At 48.1% G+C, this 19,751-nt stretch carries 16 protein-coding genes; 8 read left to right on the top strand and 8 right to left on the bottom strand.

Going from position 1 to position 19,751, the window contains the following annotated elements; all coding sequences use genetic code 11:
- On the bottom strand, positions 1-216 hold the full coding sequence (locus ACTTJF_RS04290) for a DUF4492 domain-containing protein (protein ID WP_442550907.1): 216 nt from the start codon (positions 214-216) through the stop codon (positions 1-3).
- 132 nt (positions 217-348) lie between these two features.
- Here ACTTJF_RS04290 and ACTTJF_RS04285 point away from each other — a divergent pair, with 132 nt between their 5' ends.
- The 4 genes from ACTTJF_RS04285 to ACTTJF_RS04270 all read left to right on the top strand — a co-directional run bounded on the left by ACTTJF_RS04285 (position 349) and on the right by ACTTJF_RS04270 (position 6,176).
- Positions 349-2,013, top strand: a complete 1,665-nt coding sequence (locus tag ACTTJF_RS04285; RefSeq protein WP_442550906.1) for a CTP synthase — start codon at positions 349-351, stop codon at positions 2,011-2,013.
- A gap of 221 nt (positions 2,014-2,234) precedes the next feature.
- Positions 2,235-2,387, top strand: a complete 153-nt coding sequence (locus tag ACTTJF_RS04280; RefSeq protein WP_442550905.1) for a hypothetical protein — start codon at positions 2,235-2,237, stop codon at positions 2,385-2,387.
- Positions 2,377-3,948, top strand: coding sequence for a single-stranded-DNA-specific exonuclease RecJ (gene recJ, locus ACTTJF_RS04275; RefSeq protein ID WP_442550963.1), 1,572 nt, complete (start codon positions 2,377-2,379; stop codon positions 3,946-3,948). Before ACTTJF_RS04280 ends, recJ begins: the two co-directional genes overlap by 11 nt.
- 230 nt (positions 3,949-4,178) lie before the next feature.
- Positions 4,179-6,176 carry a TonB-dependent receptor domain-containing protein gene (locus ACTTJF_RS04270; protein WP_442550904.1) on the top strand — a complete coding sequence of 666 codons (1,998 nt, stop codon included), beginning with the start codon at positions 4,179-4,181 and terminating at the stop codon, positions 6,174-6,176.
- 334 nt (positions 6,177-6,510) lie between these two features.
- Here the strand turns inward: ACTTJF_RS04270 and ACTTJF_RS04265 are convergent, their stop codons facing one another.
- The 7 genes from ACTTJF_RS04265 to fliK all read right to left on the bottom strand — a co-directional run bounded on the left by ACTTJF_RS04265 (position 6,511) and on the right by fliK (position 13,276).
- The gene (locus tag ACTTJF_RS04265) at positions 6,511-6,729 is read right to left on the bottom strand and encodes a hypothetical protein (protein WP_002950945.1); all 219 of its coding nucleotides are present in this window, start codon (positions 6,727-6,729) and stop codon (positions 6,511-6,513) included.
- 124 nt (positions 6,730-6,853) lie between these two features.
- Complete coding sequence (locus ACTTJF_RS04260) at positions 6,854-7,486, bottom strand: protein-L-isoaspartate(D-aspartate) O-methyltransferase (RefSeq protein WP_442550903.1); 633 nt, start codon at positions 7,484-7,486, stop codon at positions 6,854-6,856.
- Entirely contained in the window at positions 7,483-8,253 is a 771-nt protein-coding gene (locus tag ACTTJF_RS04255) for a carbon-nitrogen hydrolase family protein (protein WP_442550902.1), read from the bottom strand. The genes ACTTJF_RS04260 and ACTTJF_RS04255 overlap by 4 nt, the downstream gene beginning before the upstream one ends.
- A complete protein-coding gene (locus ACTTJF_RS04250; RefSeq protein ID WP_442550901.1) occupies positions 8,240-9,262 on the bottom strand; it encodes a ribonucleotide-diphosphate reductase subunit beta in 1,023 nt (340 codons plus the stop codon). The genes ACTTJF_RS04255 and ACTTJF_RS04250 overlap by 14 nt, the downstream gene beginning before the upstream one ends.
- Before the next feature lie 147 nt (positions 9,263-9,409).
- Positions 9,410-11,041: a flagellar hook-basal body complex protein gene (locus ACTTJF_RS04245; protein ID WP_442550900.1), complete on the bottom strand. Its 1,632-nt coding sequence runs from the start codon at positions 11,039-11,041 to the stop codon at positions 9,410-9,412.
- 4 nt (positions 11,042-11,045) lie between these two features.
- Positions 11,046-11,750 carry a flagellar basal body rod modification protein gene (locus tag ACTTJF_RS04240; RefSeq protein ID WP_442550899.1) on the bottom strand — a complete coding sequence of 235 codons (705 nt, stop codon included), beginning with the start codon at positions 11,748-11,750 and terminating at the stop codon, positions 11,046-11,048.
- 47 nt (positions 11,751-11,797) lie between these two features.
- The gene (gene fliK / locus ACTTJF_RS04235; protein WP_442550898.1) at positions 11,798-13,276 is read right to left on the bottom strand and encodes a flagellar hook-length control protein FliK; all 1,479 of its coding nucleotides are present in this window, start codon (positions 13,274-13,276) and stop codon (positions 11,798-11,800) included.
- A 118-nt stretch (positions 13,277-13,394) separates the two neighbouring features.
- Here fliK and typA point away from each other — a divergent pair, with 118 nt between their 5' ends.
- The 4 genes from typA (at position 13,395) to ACTTJF_RS04215 (ending at position 18,815) form a co-directional block, all read left to right on the top strand.
- Positions 13,395-15,203, top strand: coding sequence for a translational GTPase TypA (typA, locus tag ACTTJF_RS04230; RefSeq protein WP_442550897.1), 1,809 nt, complete (start codon positions 13,395-13,397; stop codon positions 15,201-15,203).
- Positions 15,204-15,436: 233 nt separating this feature from the next.
- On the top strand, positions 15,437-15,697 hold the full coding sequence (locus tag ACTTJF_RS04225; protein WP_122862304.1) for a heavy-metal-associated domain-containing protein: 261 nt from the start codon (positions 15,437-15,439) through the stop codon (positions 15,695-15,697).
- Positions 15,694-15,960, top strand: a complete 267-nt coding sequence (locus tag ACTTJF_RS04220; RefSeq protein WP_442550896.1) for a heavy-metal-associated domain-containing protein — start codon at positions 15,694-15,696, stop codon at positions 15,958-15,960. Before ACTTJF_RS04225 ends, ACTTJF_RS04220 begins: the two co-directional genes overlap by 4 nt.
- Before the next feature lie 329 nt (positions 15,961-16,289).
- Complete coding sequence (locus ACTTJF_RS04215) at positions 16,290-18,815, top strand: TonB-dependent receptor plug domain-containing protein (RefSeq protein ID WP_442550895.1); 2,526 nt, start codon at positions 16,290-16,292, stop codon at positions 18,813-18,815.
- Positions 18,816-19,751 lie beyond the last annotated feature (936 nt).

Raw genomic sequence — 19,751 nt, 5'->3', positions numbered from 1 at the left:
TTATTCCTTTATCAAATTTGAAATGACGAAGTTCGCTTTAGCCTCGTCGCTCTCAAATTTTGAATTTAAACTTTCATCAAAGATAAATACTTTTAAAATCCCGAACATGATAAGCAGCTTGATGGCTATCACCAGCCACAGGCTCTTTCCGAGCTTCATGTTCCTAAAGCCGTCGACATATAAAGACGAGATGTTTTTAATATATTTTTTAATCATAACTTAACATACTACAGAAATTTAACTTAAAATATCATTTTAAAGTTTTAGACTTGTAAAATTATTTATGTTCACAAGCGTTTATAAATTTTAAATAAGGTATAATCTCGCTAAAAATTTAAAAGGCGCGATATGCAAAAAAATCCAAACGAAACAAAGTATATTTTTATAACCGGCGGCGTGCTAAGCTCGCTGGGCAAGGGCATCGCGGCGGCTTCTATCGCCACGCTTCTTAAAAATACCGGCCTAAAAGTAAGCATGCTAAAAGCAGATCCGTACATTAACGTGGATCCCGGCACCATGAGTCCGCTCGAGCACGGAGAGGTTTTCGTCACCGACGACGGTGCGGAGACGGATCTGGATCTCGGACACTACGAGAGATTTTTAGACGAGAGCCTAAGCCAAGATAACAACTTCACCACGGGCCGCGTTTATAGCTCCGTTATCGAAAAAGAGCGCAGAGGCGACTATCTGGGCAAAACGATCCAAGTCATCCCGCACATCGTAGGCGAGATTGTTGACCGCATCAAAAAGGCGGGCGAGGGTCGCGACATACTGATCGTTGAAATCGGCGGCACGGTAGGCGACATCGAGGGCTTGCCGTTTTTGGAGGCTATACGCGCCCTTCGCGTCGAGGTAGGCCGCAAACGCGCGATGAATATCCACCTAACTCTCGTTCCGTTTATCAAGGTTGCAGGCGAGCTAAAAACCAAGCCTACTCAGCACAGCGTCGGCGAGCTGCGCCGTATCGGCATTAGCCCCGATATGATCATCTGCCGCGCCGAGCAGCCGCTAAACCGCGAGCTAAAGGATAAAATAGCCGCCAGCTGCGGCGTAGAGCGCAACTGCGTCATCGAGAGCATCGACTCGGCCAGCATCTATCAGGTGCCGCTCGCGTTTTATAACCAAGACGTCTTAACCCCGATCGCCGAAATTTTAAATTTGGGCGAGCTAAAGCTTGATATGCGCAACTGGGACAGCCTAGTTAAGCGCATCATCGCGCCGACGAAAGAGACCACGATAGCATTTGTGGGCAAATACGTCGATCTAAAAGAGAGCTACAAGAGCCTAACCGAGAGCATCATACACGCGGGCGCGAGCCTTGATGCGAGGGTAAATTTAAAGTGGATAGATAGCGAGAAAATCGAGCCTTCAAACGTCGATGAGCTACTTAAAGACGTGGGCGGCGTGCTTGTCGCCGGAGGTTTTGGCGAGCGCGGCGTGAGCGGCAAGATCGAGGCGATAAAATACGCCCGCGAAAACGGCGTGCCGTATCTTGGTATCTGCCTAGGCATGCAGCTAGCGCTCATCGAGTTTGCTCGCAACGTGCTAAAGCTCGAGGACGCAAATTCGGTCGAATTTAAGCCAGAGTGCGTAAATCCTATCATCTATCTCATCGATAGTTTCATCGACGCGCACGGCCAGACCCAGATCCGCACGCACCAAAGCCCGGTCGGCGGCACGATGAGGCTTGGCGCGTATACTTGCGACGTGAAGCCGGGCTCGCTACTAAGCCAAATTTACGGCGGCGCAAAATGCGTCAAAGAACGCCACCGCCACCGCTACGAGGCAAATCCGAAATATAGAGCCGAATTTGAAGCAAACGGCCTGATAGTTAGCGGCGAGAGCGACGGACTGATCGAGGCCGTCGAGCTTAGCTCGCCTGCGACGGGCGCTAAAAACTCGCATCCGTGGTTTGTCGGCGTGCAGTTTCATCCGGAATTTACCAGCCGTCTGACGAATCCAAATCCCGTAGTTTTGGGCTTTATCAAGGCTAGCCTAGAAAAATCGAAATAATCAAATTTAGAGCCGCTCGGCTCTAAATTTCTTTCCTTTAAATTTAAAAATTTACGCCGCGTTTATTATTTTAAAACGTTAAATTTGTAAAGAGTATCAATTCTGCAGAGCTCTTAAACCCGCATTAGACCCGTAAATTCGCCGCTTTATTTACAATTATAAGAAATTAAATTTCAAAAAGCTATAATTTGCGCATTAGAAAATAAAAAAGAAGGAAAAAGATGAAATTTGAACCAAAATTTAGCCTTTTTTGCGGCGCGGCGGGGGTAAATTTAACTCCAGAGGCGAGCGAAAATTTAGGCAAAAACGGTGGCAAGGCGGCGAAATTTGACGGCGAGGCTTACGCAAAAGCCCGTCAAAACGATGTTAAATAAGGAAAAGATAAAGGAATTACTGAGCCAAAGATTTGAAAAGGATATCCACAAAAAACTTTCAGAAATTCCTACGCCTGATGCGTTAAAGGATGTATTTAAGGGTGCCGAGCGCATAAAGCGCGCGATCGAGCAAAACGAAAAGATCGTCATAGTCGGCGACTACGACGTGGACGGCGTGATCGCTAGCGTCATAATGGCCGAGTTTTTCGACGATTTGGGCGTTAGCGAGTATTTCGTGCGTATCCCAAATCGCTTTAGCGACGGATATGGGCTAAATCCGCAAATCGTCGAGGAGATAGCAGACGCAGGGCTCATCGTGACCGTAGATAACGGCATCTCGGCAAACGATGCGGCTCAAATTTGCAAACAAAAAGGCATCGATCTCATCATCACCGATCACCACATGCCTCCAGACGTCCTGCCCGAGGCCTATGCGATCATAAACCCGAAGCAAAAGGATTGTCACTTTCCAAACGTCGAAATTTGCGGCGCTCAGGTCGCGTGGTATCTAGTGGGCGCGCTAAAAGACGTGTGCCGTATCAACTACGATATGGGTAAATTTCTCGACCTCCTAGCCATCGCGATAATCGCCGATATGATGGAGCTTCGCGACCTAAACCGCATCCTGGTTAAGCTTGGCGTAAACCGCCTAAACAGCTCGCGCAGGCCCGCATTTACGGCGATAAAACAGCTTTACGGCAAGGATAAATTTGAGTGCGACGACATCAGTTTTCTCATCGCGCCGCTCATCAACTCCTCGGGCCGTATGGACGATGCGAGCGTGTCTTTTGAGTTTTTGCGCGCCAAAAATTTAGACCGAGCTTGTGAGTGCCTCGACACCATCGTGAGCTTTAACAACTCGCGCAAGGAGGAGGAGCGCACGCTTTTTGAGTGCTCGCTAAAGGACGTGCGCGAGGACGAGCATATCATCGTGACGTGGGGCAGGGGCTGGCACGAGGGCGTCATCGGCATCGTCGCATCGCGTCTGGCAAAGCAGTTTAAAAAGCCCGCCATCGTCTTTAGTATCGACGAAAACCGCGCCAAAGGCAGCGCTAGAAGCGTGGGCAAGCTAGACATCCTCTCGCTCATCGCTAGCCACGAAAATTTACTCGCGGGCTACGGCGGACACAAGGGGGCTGCCGGCATCGTGATAGATCCGGCAAATTTAGAAGCGTTTAAAAACGCGATAAATAGCTCGTGTATGCTGATGGATTTGCACGAATTTAGCGCGTTTGACGAGCCTTTGGGTGAGATAGAGGCGGGCGAGGTGGACTTTGAGCTGCTTGAAATTTTGGAGCATTTCGAGCCCTACGGACAGAAAAATCCGCGCCCGCTCTTTGAGATCAAATCCGCCGTCGTCAAAAACAAAAAACTAATCGGCAGGGAGCAAAATCACCTAAAACTAATCCTGCAAAAAGACGGCAAGTGCCTTGAAGCGCTGTTTTTTAACTTCACTCGCGAGCCGCATGCGGGCGAGAGCATAGACCTAGTTTTTTCGGTATCGAAAAACTCGTTTCGAGGACTCGTCACGCCGCAGCTACTGGTAAAAGAGATTTTGTAAATTTAATCTCGGTTTCGTTAAACTCAAATTTGATGAAACCGAGATTACTTAAATTTATAATTCTAATCCGTTAAAGTTACTTTTCTACACACTTAACGCAAGCGACCGAAATATCAGAGTTTGAGCTAAATTTCACACAAAATAATTAACATTACATAAATATTCATACTTTATTTAAGTTGATTTTTGCTTTAATTTCAATATTAAATATTAATTTTGCAGGAGCTAAAATGAAAATTTCTTACGTTTTGGCGCTGGCCATGGCGTCAAATTTGATGCTTAGCGCCGAGGAAGCGATAAGCTTGAGTCCCGTTACCGTCTCGTCAAAAATGCAAAAATCAGCCCTCGACGAGCCGACCAACGCCCAAATAGTCGGCAAGGGAGCGATACTGGAAAACAGCGATATCGCCAAATCTCTTTCAAATTTGAACGGCTTTACGATGGAGCGTAAGGGCGGAGGCGGCAGCGAGGTTTATTATCGTTCGCAGACGGCGGCTAGGCTACCGGTGCTGATCGACGGTAGCACGCTAAACGGTGGCTGCGGCATGCGAATGGATACGCCAATCACCTACATCTCGGCGCAAAATTATAGTTCGGTTCGTATCGTAAAAGGTCCGCAAGACGTCAGATACGGCGCGCTCATTAGCGGCGGTATATTTTTCGATAGAGAGATAGAAAGGCTGTCAAAACCGAGCTTCGGAGGAAACGTAAGCGTGCTGGGCGGTAGTTTTAAGCGGTTTGAAACCACCGCGGACGTAGCGGCGGGCAACGAGCTGGGCAGCATAGAGGTTTCCGGCGGACACTACGAGAGCGGCGATTATAAAAGCGGCGACGGACAGAAAATGCATACGCACTATAAACGCAACAGCGTCTCGCTCGTAGGTACGCTAACGCCCACGGAAACTACCGCCTTGCAGTTAAGCGCGGATCTGGGCGAGGGCGAAGCGGCGTATGCCGATAGGATGAGGGACGGCATACAGTTTGACCGTAAATCTTTCGGGCTCAAATTTGAACAAGACGTCGGCGAGCACAAGATCAGGCTAAGCTCGTATTATCATCAAATCGACCATATAATGGACAACTTCACCATGCGTCCGGTGGTGCCTGGCACGGGGCGCGGCAAGGGATATAGCATCAGTCACCCGATACGCGATATGTACGGCTTTAAGCTAGAAGGCGAGTTAAATTTCGATAATCTAACCAGCTTCATCGGTGCCGGTTATTCGCAAGACTCCTTTAAATGGCGGGGTGCCGGAACGGGCGGAGCCGGCGTATCTAAAGCCGAAATGGATGCCGCCGTATCAAAGCCGCACGTAAAAGAGCGCAAGGTAACGTATAAAACGATATACACTCAAAACGAATACGTCCTTGAAAACGACTACGGGCTTTTTGGCGGACTTAGGCTGGACGCGGGCGAGAGAAAACTGCTAAAAACGCATAAGAGCAGGAAAGAAAATTTATTCTCAGGCTTTTTTAGATACGAAAAATATCTGCAAAATTTAACGCTTTATGCTGGGTTAGGGCACGCTCAAAGGATGCCCGATCACTGGGAAACAAATAAGGACGCGAACTTAGCGCTGCATAAAGAAAGAAACACGCAGCTGGATTTTGGCGCAGTGCTAAAAGATAAAAACTACGAACTAAACGCGAATTTCTTCGTCTCAAAGATGGATGATTATATCATGCTAAAGTATAATACTATGGGCATGTCCTCAGACGCCTTTAATACCGACGCCCTGCTATACGGCGGCGAGATAGAGGGCACTACGCTGCTAGACGATATGTTTAGGCTAGGGGCGGGAGTATCCTACGTCTACGGCAAGGTGACTAAAAACGCGGGCGGCCTAAAAGACGGCGACGCGCTGCCTAAGGTTTCGCCTCTAGCGTTTAAACTAAGCGCCGGTTTAGAAAAGCCCGACTGGTTCGTCAAGGCCGACTTCTACGCTAACGCGTCGCAAAACCGCGCGCAAAAAGGCTACGGCGACGTGGGCGGCATGGACCTGGGCAAGAGCGATAGCTTTTGGACGCTGGGGCTAAGCGCGGGCTATAAATATAAAAATTATCAATTCTTGCTAGCGGCGGAAAACCTAAACGACGCCAAATATGCCTATCATAACTCAAAAGGCGGCTACGGCGGCGGTATCGCAGGTTATGAGACTATTCCAAACGGCACGAGGCTTTATGAGCCCGGCAGAAGCTTTTGGGCGAAATTTAAAGTGCATTTTTAGGGCGTAGCTCGGTTAAATTCGGCGCGGTTTTAGCTTTGTGCTTTGTTTTTAAGCCGCTCCGAATTTATACTAACGTCAAATTTGACGCGCCAGGCTTTTATGGATCTTGCCCGTTTTTGGGTTTGTAAATTTGAGTACGTTTTTGCCGCTTGGCGTTTAAATTTGAAGTCAAATTTAAACGAGGCGAGCTTGCCGCGCGGTACTTATCGCAAAATAGTCTAAAATTGACGGCTATAAACGACGACGAGAACGTAAATTTGAAAACGAAAGAATAGTATAAGTATTTAAAAAGCGGGAAATTTGGATAGAAATTTCGGGGAAAGTCCCCCGAAATTTAAGCTCTTTTATTCTCCAAGCGATTTAAAACGGGTTTTAAAAACTCGTCAAATTCATCTTGCGTCAGCACTCTTTTGCCTAGTTTTTCCTTGCACTCTTTACCGAGCTCGCAAAGCACCTCGCGGTTTGCGATGCTTTGGGCCTTGCCGTGTCTTGCTAGCACTGTGTTTAGCTCGTGTTCCTCTGAGAAATTAACCAACTCGCGATCTGTTGCCATTTTAGCTCCTTTGCTAAGAATTTGTATGACGATTATACAGTTTTAGGTTTAACGTATGGCTAAATTTACGTGATAAACGAGTTTGCATAGTTAAATTTAACGGCGTCAAATTTGACGGTCCGCGCTACTCTATCCCGCCTAAAAGCGGTACGAATAAGCACTCGTCAAGCGCTTTTTGCGTTATCTCGCCGCGAGCGTCCTTTGTAAATTTGACGATAAACTGCTTGCCGTCTTTTTTGATAGGAGCTACTAAAATGCCGCCGTTTTTTAGCTGATTAAAAAGCGTCTGCGGTACCTGTTGCGCAGCTGCCGAGAGCAAGATCCTGTCGTATGGCGCGTAGCTTTTCCAGCCGACGTTTCCATCGTCAAAGCGCACGTGGATGTTGTGAATTTTAAGCGCCTCAAAGCGTTTTTTGGCTTCGCTTGCGAGCTTTTCGATGCGCTCGACGCTAAAAACCCTGTGCGCCAAATGCGATAAAATCGCCGCCTGATAGCCGCTACCGCAGCCGATCTCTAGGGCATTGTCGATATCTTCGGCTTCGAGCGCTAGCGTCATTTTGGCGACCGTTAGAGGCGAGCTGATCCATTGATTGCCGCCGATAGGCTGAGCGTCTAGGCTGTACGCGTGGCGAGTGACGGGCGCAAAGATCTCGCGCGGAGTGTCGCAAAGCGCCTTATAAAGCGAGGGCGTCAGGGTGAGTATGTCGCCGATCTCATCGGCCATGTTTGCGCATTTTGATTTTTCAAGAGCGGTCATAAAAGCCCCAAATTTCGTTTGGTTTCAAGAATCAAATTTGCGTCGAATTTAGCCTCTTTCGCAAATTCGCCGCTCGGCAAAAATACGCCCGAAAACTCTAAATCAAGCGAGCTTGCGGCTACGACGTAGCAGCTGTTAGCAAGCGCTAGAGCCTTGCAAAGCGTAAGATATGCGTCCTCTCGCGCCTCGCCCCACATGGCGGGTACTAGGATGACGTCGCAGCCCTTTAGCTGCTGCCAAAGATGGGCAAATCTAAGCTCAAAGCAAATGAGAACGCCGATTTTTAGCCCTTTAAAATCAAAAGGTTTTATCGCCGACTCGTCGCCTGCGGCGAAAATTTCGTGCTCTAAATTTGGGCGAAAAAACTTTGATTTATTTTGCGTATAAAAGACGTTTTGACTGTTTAGTAGGATAAATTCGTTGTAAATTTCGTTTTTTTGCGCCTGCGTGATTGAAATTTGCGCTAAACCTTTGGCGCGGTTTAGGCTCGTTAGATGCGTGAGCCCGAGGAATTTATCCGGGCTTAGCGCTTCTTGTAGCGCTTCAAAAAGTATGGCGTCAAAGCTGCCGATCGAGCCGCCCAGCATCGCGCGGTTTGCGCCGCTAAAAAATCCGTCAAAATCATACCCGCTCACGCATAGCTCGCTGGCTAATATGACCGAGTTTCTGGGCGCGGCGGCGATTTTTTCTAGCAGTTCGTCTTGTCTTTGCCGGCAAGTGGGCGCAGTTAGGACGATAGGGCATAAATTTGGACTAAAAGTCGTCAAAACTGATGCTTCCTTTGCTGTAATTCGTCACCTTTGCTTCAAAGAAATTTGACTTCTGGTCGTTAAATTTAGCAAAATCATCGACCCATTTGATCGGGTGAGGGACGTTGTAGCGGCGCTTTAGCCCGATGGCGACTAGGCGCTGGTCGATGAGGTAGCGGATGTATTGCTCGATGATGTCGTCGGTAAAGCCCATGATCTGGTTTTGCGTGATGTATTTGCCCCATTTGATCTCAAGCTCGCCCGCGCGCTCAAACATGTCGTAAATTTTAGCCTCGGTCTCAGGCGTGAAAAGATCGGGACGCTCGGCGCGGACGCTGTTTATCATGTTTTGAAATAGCAGCAGATGCGTGATCTCGTCGCGCTGGATAAAGCGTATCATCTGCGCGCTGCCTAGCATCTTGCCCGCACGCGCCAGCGCATAAATCGCCGTAAAACCGCTATAAAAATAAATGCCCTCTAAAATTTGATTCGCCACCATGGCTAGCAGTAGCTTTTCGTCCGTCACTTCGCCCGCCAGCTCCTCGTAAACGCTTGAAATGTAGTCGTTTTTCTCGCGCAAAACCTCGTCGTGCTTTTCCATCTCGTAGATCAGATCGGTGTTGTCGCAGATAGCCTCGACCATGACGGCGTAGGACTTGGAGTGGTTGGCTTCCTCGTAGGCTTGGCGCGCTAGGCAGGCGTTGATCTCGGGCGCGGTGATGTACGGGTTGATGTTGTCGGCTAGGTTGTTGGTCTGGAAGCTATCCATCGAGATGAGCTGACTCCAAACTAGATCGTACATGCGCTTTTCGGCCTGCGTGAGGTTGTAGGCGTAGTCGCGTACGTCGTCCGTGGTGTCGACCTCTTTTGGAAACCACGTGTTAGCTTCCATCAGGTCCCAGAGCTTGAGCGCCCACTGGTATTTTGCCTTGGTGAAATTTAAGATGCCGTGCGGATTGCCGTTAAATACGCGGCGATCGGTCAAATTTTCGTTTGAGCTCGGGTTGTAGATTCGTTTTCGGTTCATAATTTTTTCTTTAATTTATAAAATTTGGGGCTGATTTTAGCTAAAAATTTATTTAGATATCTTGAAGCAAGCTATTTAAACGCGTTAAATTTGGCTTTTACCGTTGCGGCTAAATTTAAAAACCCGCGTTAAATTTGCGGGTTAAATTTAGCGTTTTAGCTCGATCGCGCGCTGGAGCATTTCGTTGCTAGTCGTTATGCTCTTGGCATTAGCATCGTAGGCCTTTTGCGTGACGATTATCTCCGTTAAAGCCTGCGCTAGATCGACGTTTGACTGCTCGAGCGTACGACTGGCGATTTGGGCGCCGTAGATACTTTTGCCGCCCGCGTCTTTGTAGAAAAAGGCCGCACCGGAATTCGCGCTTTGCGAATAGATATTATCGCCCATTTTTGCAAGGCCTTGCTCGTTTTGGAAGTGATAGAGCGCGACCTTGCCGACGGAGCGGACTTGACCGTTTGTAAATTGCGCCAAGATATTGCCCGAGTCGTTAGTGTAATAATCTTTTAAAATTCCTTCACGCACGCCGTCTTGAGCGATCGAGATGCTTTTTGCTTGCGACGTACTGGTAACGCCCGAGTAAATTTGACCCGCAGCCGCAGGGGTACCGAAGTCTAGCTCGACTTGCGAGCCGTTATTATCTAGAGTGCTTAAGGTAGAGCTAACAAGCCTGCCTTCGTGGTCGAAATTTAACTCTCCGTTAGCGTTTGAGATCGTTGCGCCGCTCGCGTCTTTTACGGTTGCCGCCGCTTCCCAAACCGTGCCGTTAGCGCCCTGGGGGACGCGTTTTGTTAGCGTTAGTTCTAGAGTATTTTTCGTGCCGTCCGCGTTTAAAAGCTCGGTTACGAATTTTTCCTGATTCGCCGCTTCTTTGGTCGTATTTATCTTAGCGGTCAAATTCGGCGCCGTCGTTAGATCAAAATCTCTCTCAAAGCTCCTGCTTATGCTCCAGTTGCCGTTTTCGTCGATCGGAGCGCTAAATTCAGCCGTTTTGCCGTTTGCGTCGGTTGCCGTTACGGTGACGAGATCGCCTTTTCTAGGGCGAGTTATTGCGGCGTCAGGCGTAACTCGTCCGCGTAAATTTATAGTTCTAGAGGCGTTATCTATGTTGCTCGTATAGGTTGCGGCGTCTACGGGCAAAGTAGCAGGCTCGGTTTTAAAAGACGAGTCGAGATTGCCTTTAAAAGTCACCTTCGACGTCGGTTTGGTCGGCAGATACAAAAACTCCGGTAGGCGAATCTTGCCCTGAGAGCCGATGTCGCCGACGTCAAGGTCTGTGGTGTCTGATCCTAAAGTGTAGGCCTGCGTGACGGCGGCTCGTCCGTTTACTCTACCGAAAGCCTCTATCGCGCCCTGGCTTGGAGTTACCTGTGTTAGCGTATTTTGCGTACCTATGACGTAGTTGCCTTGATTTGTTACGAGATATCTTTCTTTATCGACGCCAAAGCTACCGGCGCGCGTGTAGTAGGTGCCAGAGCCGTTCGTTACGCCGAAAAATCCCTTGCCACCGATCGCCATATCCAGGACGTTATCGGTTTTCATAAACGGGCCTTGCTTGTAAAAGCTAAGCGCCGTCGTCATGCCGGTGGCGCCGAGGCCGATTTGGTCTTGGGTCGGGTTGTTGCCCGCAGCAAAGGAGGTTTGGTAAAAAATGCTCTTAAATTCCGGTATCGAAGCGGTAAAGCCGACGTTATTTATGTTGGCGATATTGTTCGCCCACACGTCCATACTAAACCCCTGGGTTCTGACGCCGCTAACGCCGTTATACAGGCTTCTTACCATCGTCCTATCCTTTTTTCGGCTCGGTAAATTCTTTTACTTTGTCGATGCTGACGTATTGTCCGCCGACCTTTACCTGCGCGATACCGTCGATAAATTTGACGCCTTCTACGAGATAGTTGCCTACGCCGCCGTTTTTAACGTTGCCCGCTGCATCGGTGTAGCTGATCTCGACTGTGTATGAGCCGGCTCTAGCATCGTTGCCGGCGCTATCCTTGCCGTCCCACTCGAAGGTATTGGCTCCGGCGCTAGCTTGGCCGAATTCTAGCTTTCTTACGAGTTTGCCGGTGCCGTCTTTGATATTTATCATGCCGCCTTTTGCCGCGCTTTCTAAAAATCCCGCAAATTTGACGCCCGAGCCCTCTTCTTTTACGATGCCGCTATCGCCGATTTTAGCCATCTTGCCGAGCACTCCGACGGCATACATATTGGTGCTATTTTTTAGCTGATCGGCTAGCTTTTGCATCATTTTGTTCGTATTTTCTTGCATCTCGAGCGAGGCTAGCTGGCTAGTTTGAGTTAGCATTTTTTCCGTATCCATCGGGCTTGTCGGGTCTTGATACTGAAGCTCGGTTAAAAGAAGTTTCATAAAAGCGTCCTTGTCTAGCTGGGCGTTTGGGTTGGTGCCTGCGGCTTTTTGTAGGGCGTCCGCCGATTTTTTAGCGGCTTGGTTGTTTACCGTGAAGTTATTGGTTTCTAGTCCGTTTGCCATCTTTTATCCTTTAAATTTTTATATCTCAAGCAAATTTGATTCCAAATTTACACGTATCGCGGAACGACGAGCTCTAAACGAGGCGCTGCCGCTTCGACTTGCTCTGTGCCGCCAGCATTAAATTTAGAGCCTTTGTAACTCTTTTGCCCTTGCTCTTTTTTTTGCTGATTTTGATCGCTAAAGTTCATCTCAAGCTCGGTAAAACCCATATTTACGAGGCTGTTTTTAAACTCGGCCTGATTTTGTAAAAAGAGGTTCATCGTCTGCGTGTTGGAGCTAAAATTTATGTGCAGATTGTTGCCGCGATTTACCATCGTGATCTCGACTTCGCCTAAATTTAGAGGATTTAGCGTGATGTTAAAGCGCATGAAAGGCGATTTGTAGGCCGCGACCTGCTCTTTTAAATTTGAGCTAAAGTTATCAAACGTTTCGCGTACGGCTTGGAAATTCCTGCTTTGAGCTTTGGCATTTGAGATTACGTCTTTTACCATCGCGTTTAGTTCGCTATTTTCGCTACCTTCGCTTTGCGGCTCGGTCAAAACTTGCTCCTCGGCGCTCTTGCGCTCCGGAAATAGCAAATTTTGCAAATTTATCTTTTTAGAGTCTTGGCCGAGCCCTGATTTTTCGCTTTTTGTAGCGGTTAAATTTAGCTCGCTTTCGGCTTTGGGGCTTGGCTTTTGCTCATTTTCATCTTGCGAAATCGGCTTGTTTTCATCTGTGCTTTCGTTTGTGTTTTTTACCGCATCGCGTAAAATTTTGGCGTTTTGGGCTAAATTTTGTGTATTGTTTTCCGCTTTCGTAGGCGCGGCTTCAGGCTTATTTTGCGGTTTTGTTTGCTCTTCTTGCACGGCGACTAGTAGCTTATTTAGCGTATCTTTAGGCTCTGGTTCGTTTGCGTTTATCGTCTCTTCGACCTTGTTTTTTAGCTCGCTAAATGCAAAATTTTTCTTAGGAGTTACGGGCTCAAAGAAATCTTTTTTCGCCAAACTTGGAAATTTCTCGCCTAGTTCGTCGGCCTGAACCTGCGTCACTTCGATATTTTCTAGACCCAAATTTAGCTTGTTTGCGATCTCAATGAGCTCGTTTAGATTTTTAGCTCCCCTTAGCTCGTTTAGCGTAGCTTCGTTTGATAGCGCTTTAGCAAGACGGTTTTCAAAATTTGGAAATTTGCTGATTTTCTCGCCGCCGCTAAGCATCTCTAAAATTTGCAAGAGCTGCATAAAGGTCGCATTTTCAAATAAATTTTCCGCCGCTTCCTCGCCTAAAATTTCTTTTACGTCCGTGCTTTGGATGGGCGCTTTGGTTTGCTGATTTTGAGCCATTTGGGCGGATAAATTTACGGCTTTTGCCATCTCTTTTAGATCTTTTTCGCTTAAATTTTCGCCTTTTTTAGCGGTCGCATCTAGCACCATAGAGAGAAACTCGCCGTCCTCTTTACCGCCTTTTTGCGCGTTTTTACTCTGTTTTTTCACGCCGCCTTTGATGCTCGCGTCAAATGATAAAATATCGTTTTGAGTAGTCTGCATAAAAACCCTTTAAATTTAACTTTCATGAGCCATGCAAGAAACGTTCCAAAATAACTTTATTATTTTTATAAGGAAAATTTGGCTAAAATCAGCCCTATTTTAATAACGGAGAAAAATTTTGGAAAAGATACGAAACATCGCCGTCATCGCTCACGTCGATCACGGCAAAACTACGATGGTTGACGAGCTTTTGAAACAATCGGGTACTTTTAACGAGCACCAAACCGTCGGCGAACGCGTGATGGACAGCAACGACATCGAGCGCGAGCGCGGCATCACGATCCTCTCGAAAAACACCGCGATCCGCTACAAAGACACCAAAATCAACATCATCGACACCCCGGGTCACGCCGATTTTGGCGGCGAGGTAGAGCGCGTGCTAAAGATGGTCGACGGCGTTTTGCTGCTCGTAGACGCGCAAGAAGGCGTAATGCCGCAGACTAAATTCGTCGTGAAAAAGGCGCTCTCGCTCGGCCTTCGCCCGATCGTCGTCGTAAATAAAATCGACAAACCCGCAGCCGATCCGGACCGCGTGATAAACGAGATTTTCGACCTTTTCGTAGCGCTTGAGGCAAACGACGAGCAGCTGGAGTTTCCCGTAGTTTACGCAGCGGCTAGAAACGGCTACGCGAAGCTAAATTTGGCCGACGAAAACGTAAATATGCAGCCGCTTTTCGAGACGATTTTGTCTCACGTTCCGGCTCCTAGCGGCGATATAAACAACCCTTTGCAGCTTCAGGTTTTCACGCTTGATTACGACAACTACGTCGGTAAAATCGGCATCGCGCGCATCTTTAACGGTAAAATTTCTAAAAACCAAAACGTGATGCTCGCTAAAGCCGACGGAACGAAAACGACAGGTAGGATTTCAAAACTCATCGGCTTTTTGGGTCTTGAGCGCCGCGATATAGACGAGGCGCAGGTGGGCGATATCGTGGCGATAGCGGGCTTTGAGGCGCTAGATGTCGGCGATAGCGTCGTAGATCCAAACTCTCCTATGCCGCTTGATCCGCTAAAAATCGAGGAGCCTACGCTTAGCGTCGTATTTAGCGTAAACGACAGTCCGCTAGCCGGTACAGAGGGCAAGCACGTAACCTCGAACAAGATCGACGAGCGGCTATCCGGCGAGATGAAAACAAACATCGCGATGCGCTACGAAAACATTGGCGAGGGTAAATTTAAGGTTAGCGGCCGCGGCGAGCTACAAATCACGATTTTGGCCGAAAATATGCGCCGCGAGGGCTTTGAGTTTTGTCTCGGACGTCCGGAGGTTATCGTTAAGGAGATCGAGGGCGTGCGCTGCGAGCCGTTTGAGCTGCTAGTATGCGACGTACCGGACGAGTTTAGCGGCACCGTGATCGAAAAGCTCGGACGCAGAAAGGCTGAGATGGTCTCGATGAACCCGACCGGCGACGGACAGACGAGGATCGAGTTTGAGATCCCTGCGCGCGGTCTCATCGGCTTTAGAAGCCAGTTTTTGACCGATACGAAGGGCGAGGGCATCATGAACCACAGCTTCCTTGAGTTTCGCCCGCTCATCGGTAGCGTCGAGCACCGCAGTAACGGCGCTCTAGTGTCGATGGAAAACGGCGTGACGCTAGCGTATAGCCTCTGGAACCTGCAAGATCGCGGTATCCTTTTCGTCGATCCGCAGACCAAAACCTACGTGGGTATGATCATCGGCGAGCACAGCCGTCCAAACGATCTGGACGTAAACCCGATCAAAGGCAAAAACCTAACCAACGTACGCGCTAGCGGCTCTGACGACGCTATCAAGCTCGTACCACCTAGAAAGCTCAGCCTAGAGCGCGCTCTGGAGTGGATCGAGGAGGACGAGCTAGTCGAAGTCACGCCGTCAAACATACGCGTGCGCAAACGCTATCTCGATCCGACTATGCGCCGCAGAATGGCAAAAACAAAAGAATAAATTTTATAAATTTAGCCTGCAAATTTGCGCTTTTTGCGGGCTAAATTCCCCTCTTAATTTCCCTGCAATATTTTTACGTCCGCTTTAAATCAGCTCAAATTTGACGTCAAATTTTAGTTTTAAATATAAGAAAAAAGTAAATTATATTACATTTTAATATAAATAAAAATAATAAATATATAAGAAATATATTGGTACAATTTCATATCAAATATTATTTTCAAGGAGCGACGATGAAGAAAATTTTACTTTTGGCGGCGATTTGCGGCGCTGTTTTTGCAGAGCAAACCTACGAACTAAACGTGCCGAATATGAACTGCGGCGGCTGCGCTAAGAAAATCGAAGATGCCGCAAAGGGCGTCAAGGGCGTCACCGGAGTGAGCTTTGATCTAAAAAGCAAAGACGTAAACATCACCGCAGATAGCGGCGTGAACGTGATGGACATCGTGCATGCGATCCAAGCCAAAAAATACAAAGTCGGTATCAAAGAATGAAAAAGCTAGCTCTAGCGTTGACGCTTTGCGCGGCGGCATTTGCGGACAAGACTTTGGTTTACGAGATCCCCAATATGGCCTGCGTGAGCTGCTACGAGGTCATCACGCAGACGCTAAATACGCTTAACGGCGTTAAGAAATTCGAGGTAAATTTGGAGGCTAAAACGGCCGACATCGTCGTTCAGGACGATTTTGCGGAAAATACGGTCATAGAGGCGCTCAAAAAACAGGGCTATCAAGCTGTTTTAAAGTCTGAAAAATAGCGTCCGCGCGGGATAAATTTAACTCTTAGCGCGGCTTTTGGATTTTTAGCAAAAGCGGCTTTGCGTAGCTTTTTTAATCGGCGACTAAATTTAGGCGGCGTTTTTTGTTTAAATTCGCGGTTTAAACGCGCGTTTAAAAACAAAGCTTAATCGCTGCGAGGGTAAATCGCAGATAGCCGCCTTTTTACAAATTTTGCGGCGTAAATTTAGCCGAATTTAGCGACTTTTTAAAGCTAAAACGTAAGGCGAGTAAAATTTATTGCCGCCTAAAATGCGCGGTTTTGACGCAAACGCCCAAAACCGACTAATAAATTTAACTAAGGATAATTATGAAAAAAACGGCTAGTCTTTTGGTAGCTGCCGCGGCGTTAAATTTGCCGCTTTCGCATTGGGCCGCGAGTCGCGACGCTCATCAGGGCTTTTTAAATTTAACCGCTTTAAAGGCGTTAAATTTTAGTACGCTAAACGCAGCGGAGGTTGTGCTAGATAAAGTCGAGGTCAGCGCCGACGCCAACGCTACGAAAGAACCCGGAAAACTAACGCGCGAGGATATGGATCTGATAACGTCTAAAAATCACGGCATAACCGAGCTTTTAAAAGGCAATCCAAACGTCGCCTTTAGCGCGAAAAACGCCAAAAGCGTGCGCGCGGGCGAGCTGGCTCCGCAAGATATCAGCATAAACGGCGCGAGCTACTATCAAAATAACTTTACCCTAGACGGCGCAAGCATAAATAACGACCTAGACCCTAAAAAACGCACGTGGAATAACCACAACAACATCTGGAGCGACAGCACGATAGGCTCGCAGGCTATGAGTGTAGATACGGATCTGCTAGGTAGCGTCGAGGTGCTAGATAGCGCGGTCTCGGCTAGATACGGCGGCTTTCAAGGAGGCGCCGTAAACGCTAAAACCAGAGACCCCAAAAGCGGCTTTCACGGCGTGCTTAGCTACTCTTATACGGGCGGGGATTGGAGCAAAATTTATAAAGACGCCTCCGCCGAGCAAAGATACGACGACGGCGATCTAGCCGATATGAGCGACTTTAAAAAGCGCAGGTATAGAGTCGGCGCCGAGGGGTATCTGACGCGCAATTTCGGCCTTTTGCTAGACTACTCGAGGCACCGATCCGTCATAGAAAACCACTACAACAAAAAACAGATAAATCAAAATTTATACTCGTTTCCAAACGACAGGCAGACTAATGATAACCTTTTCGTAAAAGGCGTTTGGGGCGTGAGCGATAAATTTACGCTAAAGCCGAGCTTTTTGTACTCTAGGCTAGATAACTACACCTCCGCCAAGCGCTACCTAGACTCCCAGCTTACGCTAAAATACGGCGGTTACGTCGCGACTCTCGAGGCGCAGGCCGATCTTGAGGGGGTATTTTTAGAGCAGACGCTTAGCTACTCCGCCTCGCAAAACAGCCGCGACTATGAGCATGATACCGAGTACTACGGCTACAAACCCTCAAACATCAAAAACTGGGGAACCAATCCTAGCCCGAATTTCGGCTCGGGCATAGGAGGACTAAACGATTTTGAACAACGCCAAAACAAGCTAACGTATAAATTCGACGCAAGCGTGAAGGAATTTGAAGCTCTGGGCGCATCGCATCTGGTAAAATCTGGCTTTGAGATAGCTAGACAAAGCGGCAGCTACGAGATACCGCGCACCCGCGTATCCTACGGCACGCCAAAGCCTTTGATGAGCGGAACGTGCGTCGCCGGCGATAAAACATGCGTCATAGACGACAGCTTCGCCTCCCAGGGCGCGGTCGGTCAATATCTATCGAAAAAAACCTACTACTACGCCGTAAAAACCAAGGCTACGCAAACCAATCTCGCCCTTTATCTCGAAGACGAGATGAGGTTTGGTGCGTTTAAATTTCGTCCAGGACTTCGCATCGAGCGAAACGGCGATAACAACGACGTAAATTTAGCCCCGAGGCTGCTAGCCGAGTATGAATTCGCGGATAAAAACTTCGTAGGAATCGGACTAAACCGCTACTACGGACGAAACTTTTTCGCTTACAAGATGTATAACGGCGTGTACAGGATGTATGAGACTTGCGAGAGAAGCTCGTACGGCGGGGCGTATACGTGCGGCGGACTGGCTAATAACCGCCGTCCTATCAGGGAGCTAAAGACGCCTTACGACGACGAATTTAGCGCGTATTATCGCGGCGACGTCGGCAACGCGAGGCTAAATCTCAAATACGTAAGACGCCAAGGCCGCGACGAAGTAGCGATGAAATACGTAAGAGAGCCACTATCAGGCTACGGAAACGGGTATTATATATTTACCAACGAGGGGCAAAGTAAGCGCGACATCGTAACCTTAAGCGCGGCAAACATCGCTCCGATCGAAATTTGGGGTGTAAAAAACGATTTTGAAGGCTCGCTAAGCTTTACGAAGCAAAGCAAGAGTTTTGAGGATTACGAAGACGATGAGATGAACGACGACGTCTCGTATAACGGCAAAACCATCAAAAAAAGCGAACTGCCCGTCGTTGATTACCATGTGCCTTTTACCGCCAAATTTCGCCACTCGGCTAAATTTAGCGGCTTTAGCGTTTCAAATTTCATAAACTATACGAGCAAAACGGACGCGCTACTAGGCGGCTGGAATAGGACGCGCGGGATGTACGTCTACGAGCGCCAAAAGCTACCCGCATACGCAACTTGGGATATGCGTATAGGTTACGAAAGGCGGCTGGCCGGCGATTTTCGAGCGTTTGTAAATCTTGATATAAATAATCTTTTAAACAAAAAATTTATCGCCTCAAACGAGGGCAACTACTACGAATACGGCCTTGGCCGCAACTTTTGGCTGGAAGCGGGTATGAAGTGGTGATTTGCCGGGATTTATCCCGAAATTTACCGCGCAAGACGCGGCAAAAGCGCTTTTGCGGCAAAATTTGCGAGCTTTAAAAGGCTAAAGCGCTTTGGTTTAGTTTTTATACGCGCCCTAAATTTGCGCCTTTTGGCTGGTTTTGGTTTTTTGCCTTACGGCGCAAAATCGCAAATTTAGCGTTTGCGCGCGGCGCAAATCCGCGCCTTTGCCCTCTAGGTTTGCTAGCGGGCGTAAATTTGCCTACTTGCGGCCGGCAAAATCGGCAAAATAGCTAAATTTCGCGTAGGGCGCGAGCGGTAAATTTCCTCGCCTAAACGCAAAACGCGCGGGACGGATTTGGTGGCTCGGCGATTTTGCCGTTTAAAGCCAGTTTTGCTCTTGCGACTTAAACGACGCTAAATTTGCGATGATTTAGCCGTTAGGCCGCGTAAAATCGCCCTCAAAAGATACGAATTTACCGCGGCAAAAGGCCGTGTCGCCCGTGCAGGCGAAATTTATAGGCTAGATTTTACCCGCCGCTCGGCAAGGGCTTGCGAGCCGTTTTGCCTACGCGTACCTGCTTTGGTTTTTGTTTAAAATAAGGTCTAACAGCCCGTAACGCAAAGCTAAAAGCGTATTTTGCGTTTTTAAGCCTAAATTTAAGCGAAAAAATCGGCCGCAAGTCTTTATTTTACGGCAACTGGCCCTTGTATCCGAGATTTGCTCGCAAAGCGGCTTTTGCAAAGACAAGAGAAATTTAGCATTTTGGTAGCAAACCCCGAGCGACCTAGCATCTAGCGCGGCAAAAACGAGTATAATTTTCCGGCTTCAGCGGTTTTTTGATATAATCAAAATAAAAGTTAAATCAAAGGAGTAAAATGTACATCGTCCTAGGCATCATTGCCGTTCTCGCGCTCATCGTCATCTCGGTCTACAACTCGCTAGTGGGCAAGCGCA

It is taken from the genome of Campylobacter sp. (genome assembly GCF_052170435.1).
In the GTDB taxonomy this organism is placed as follows: domain Bacteria; phylum Campylobacterota; class Campylobacteria; order Campylobacterales; family Campylobacteraceae; genus Campylobacter_A.
Note: the sequence above shows the minus strand (reverse complement) of the source record. Positions and strands in the feature narration are given on the sequence as shown.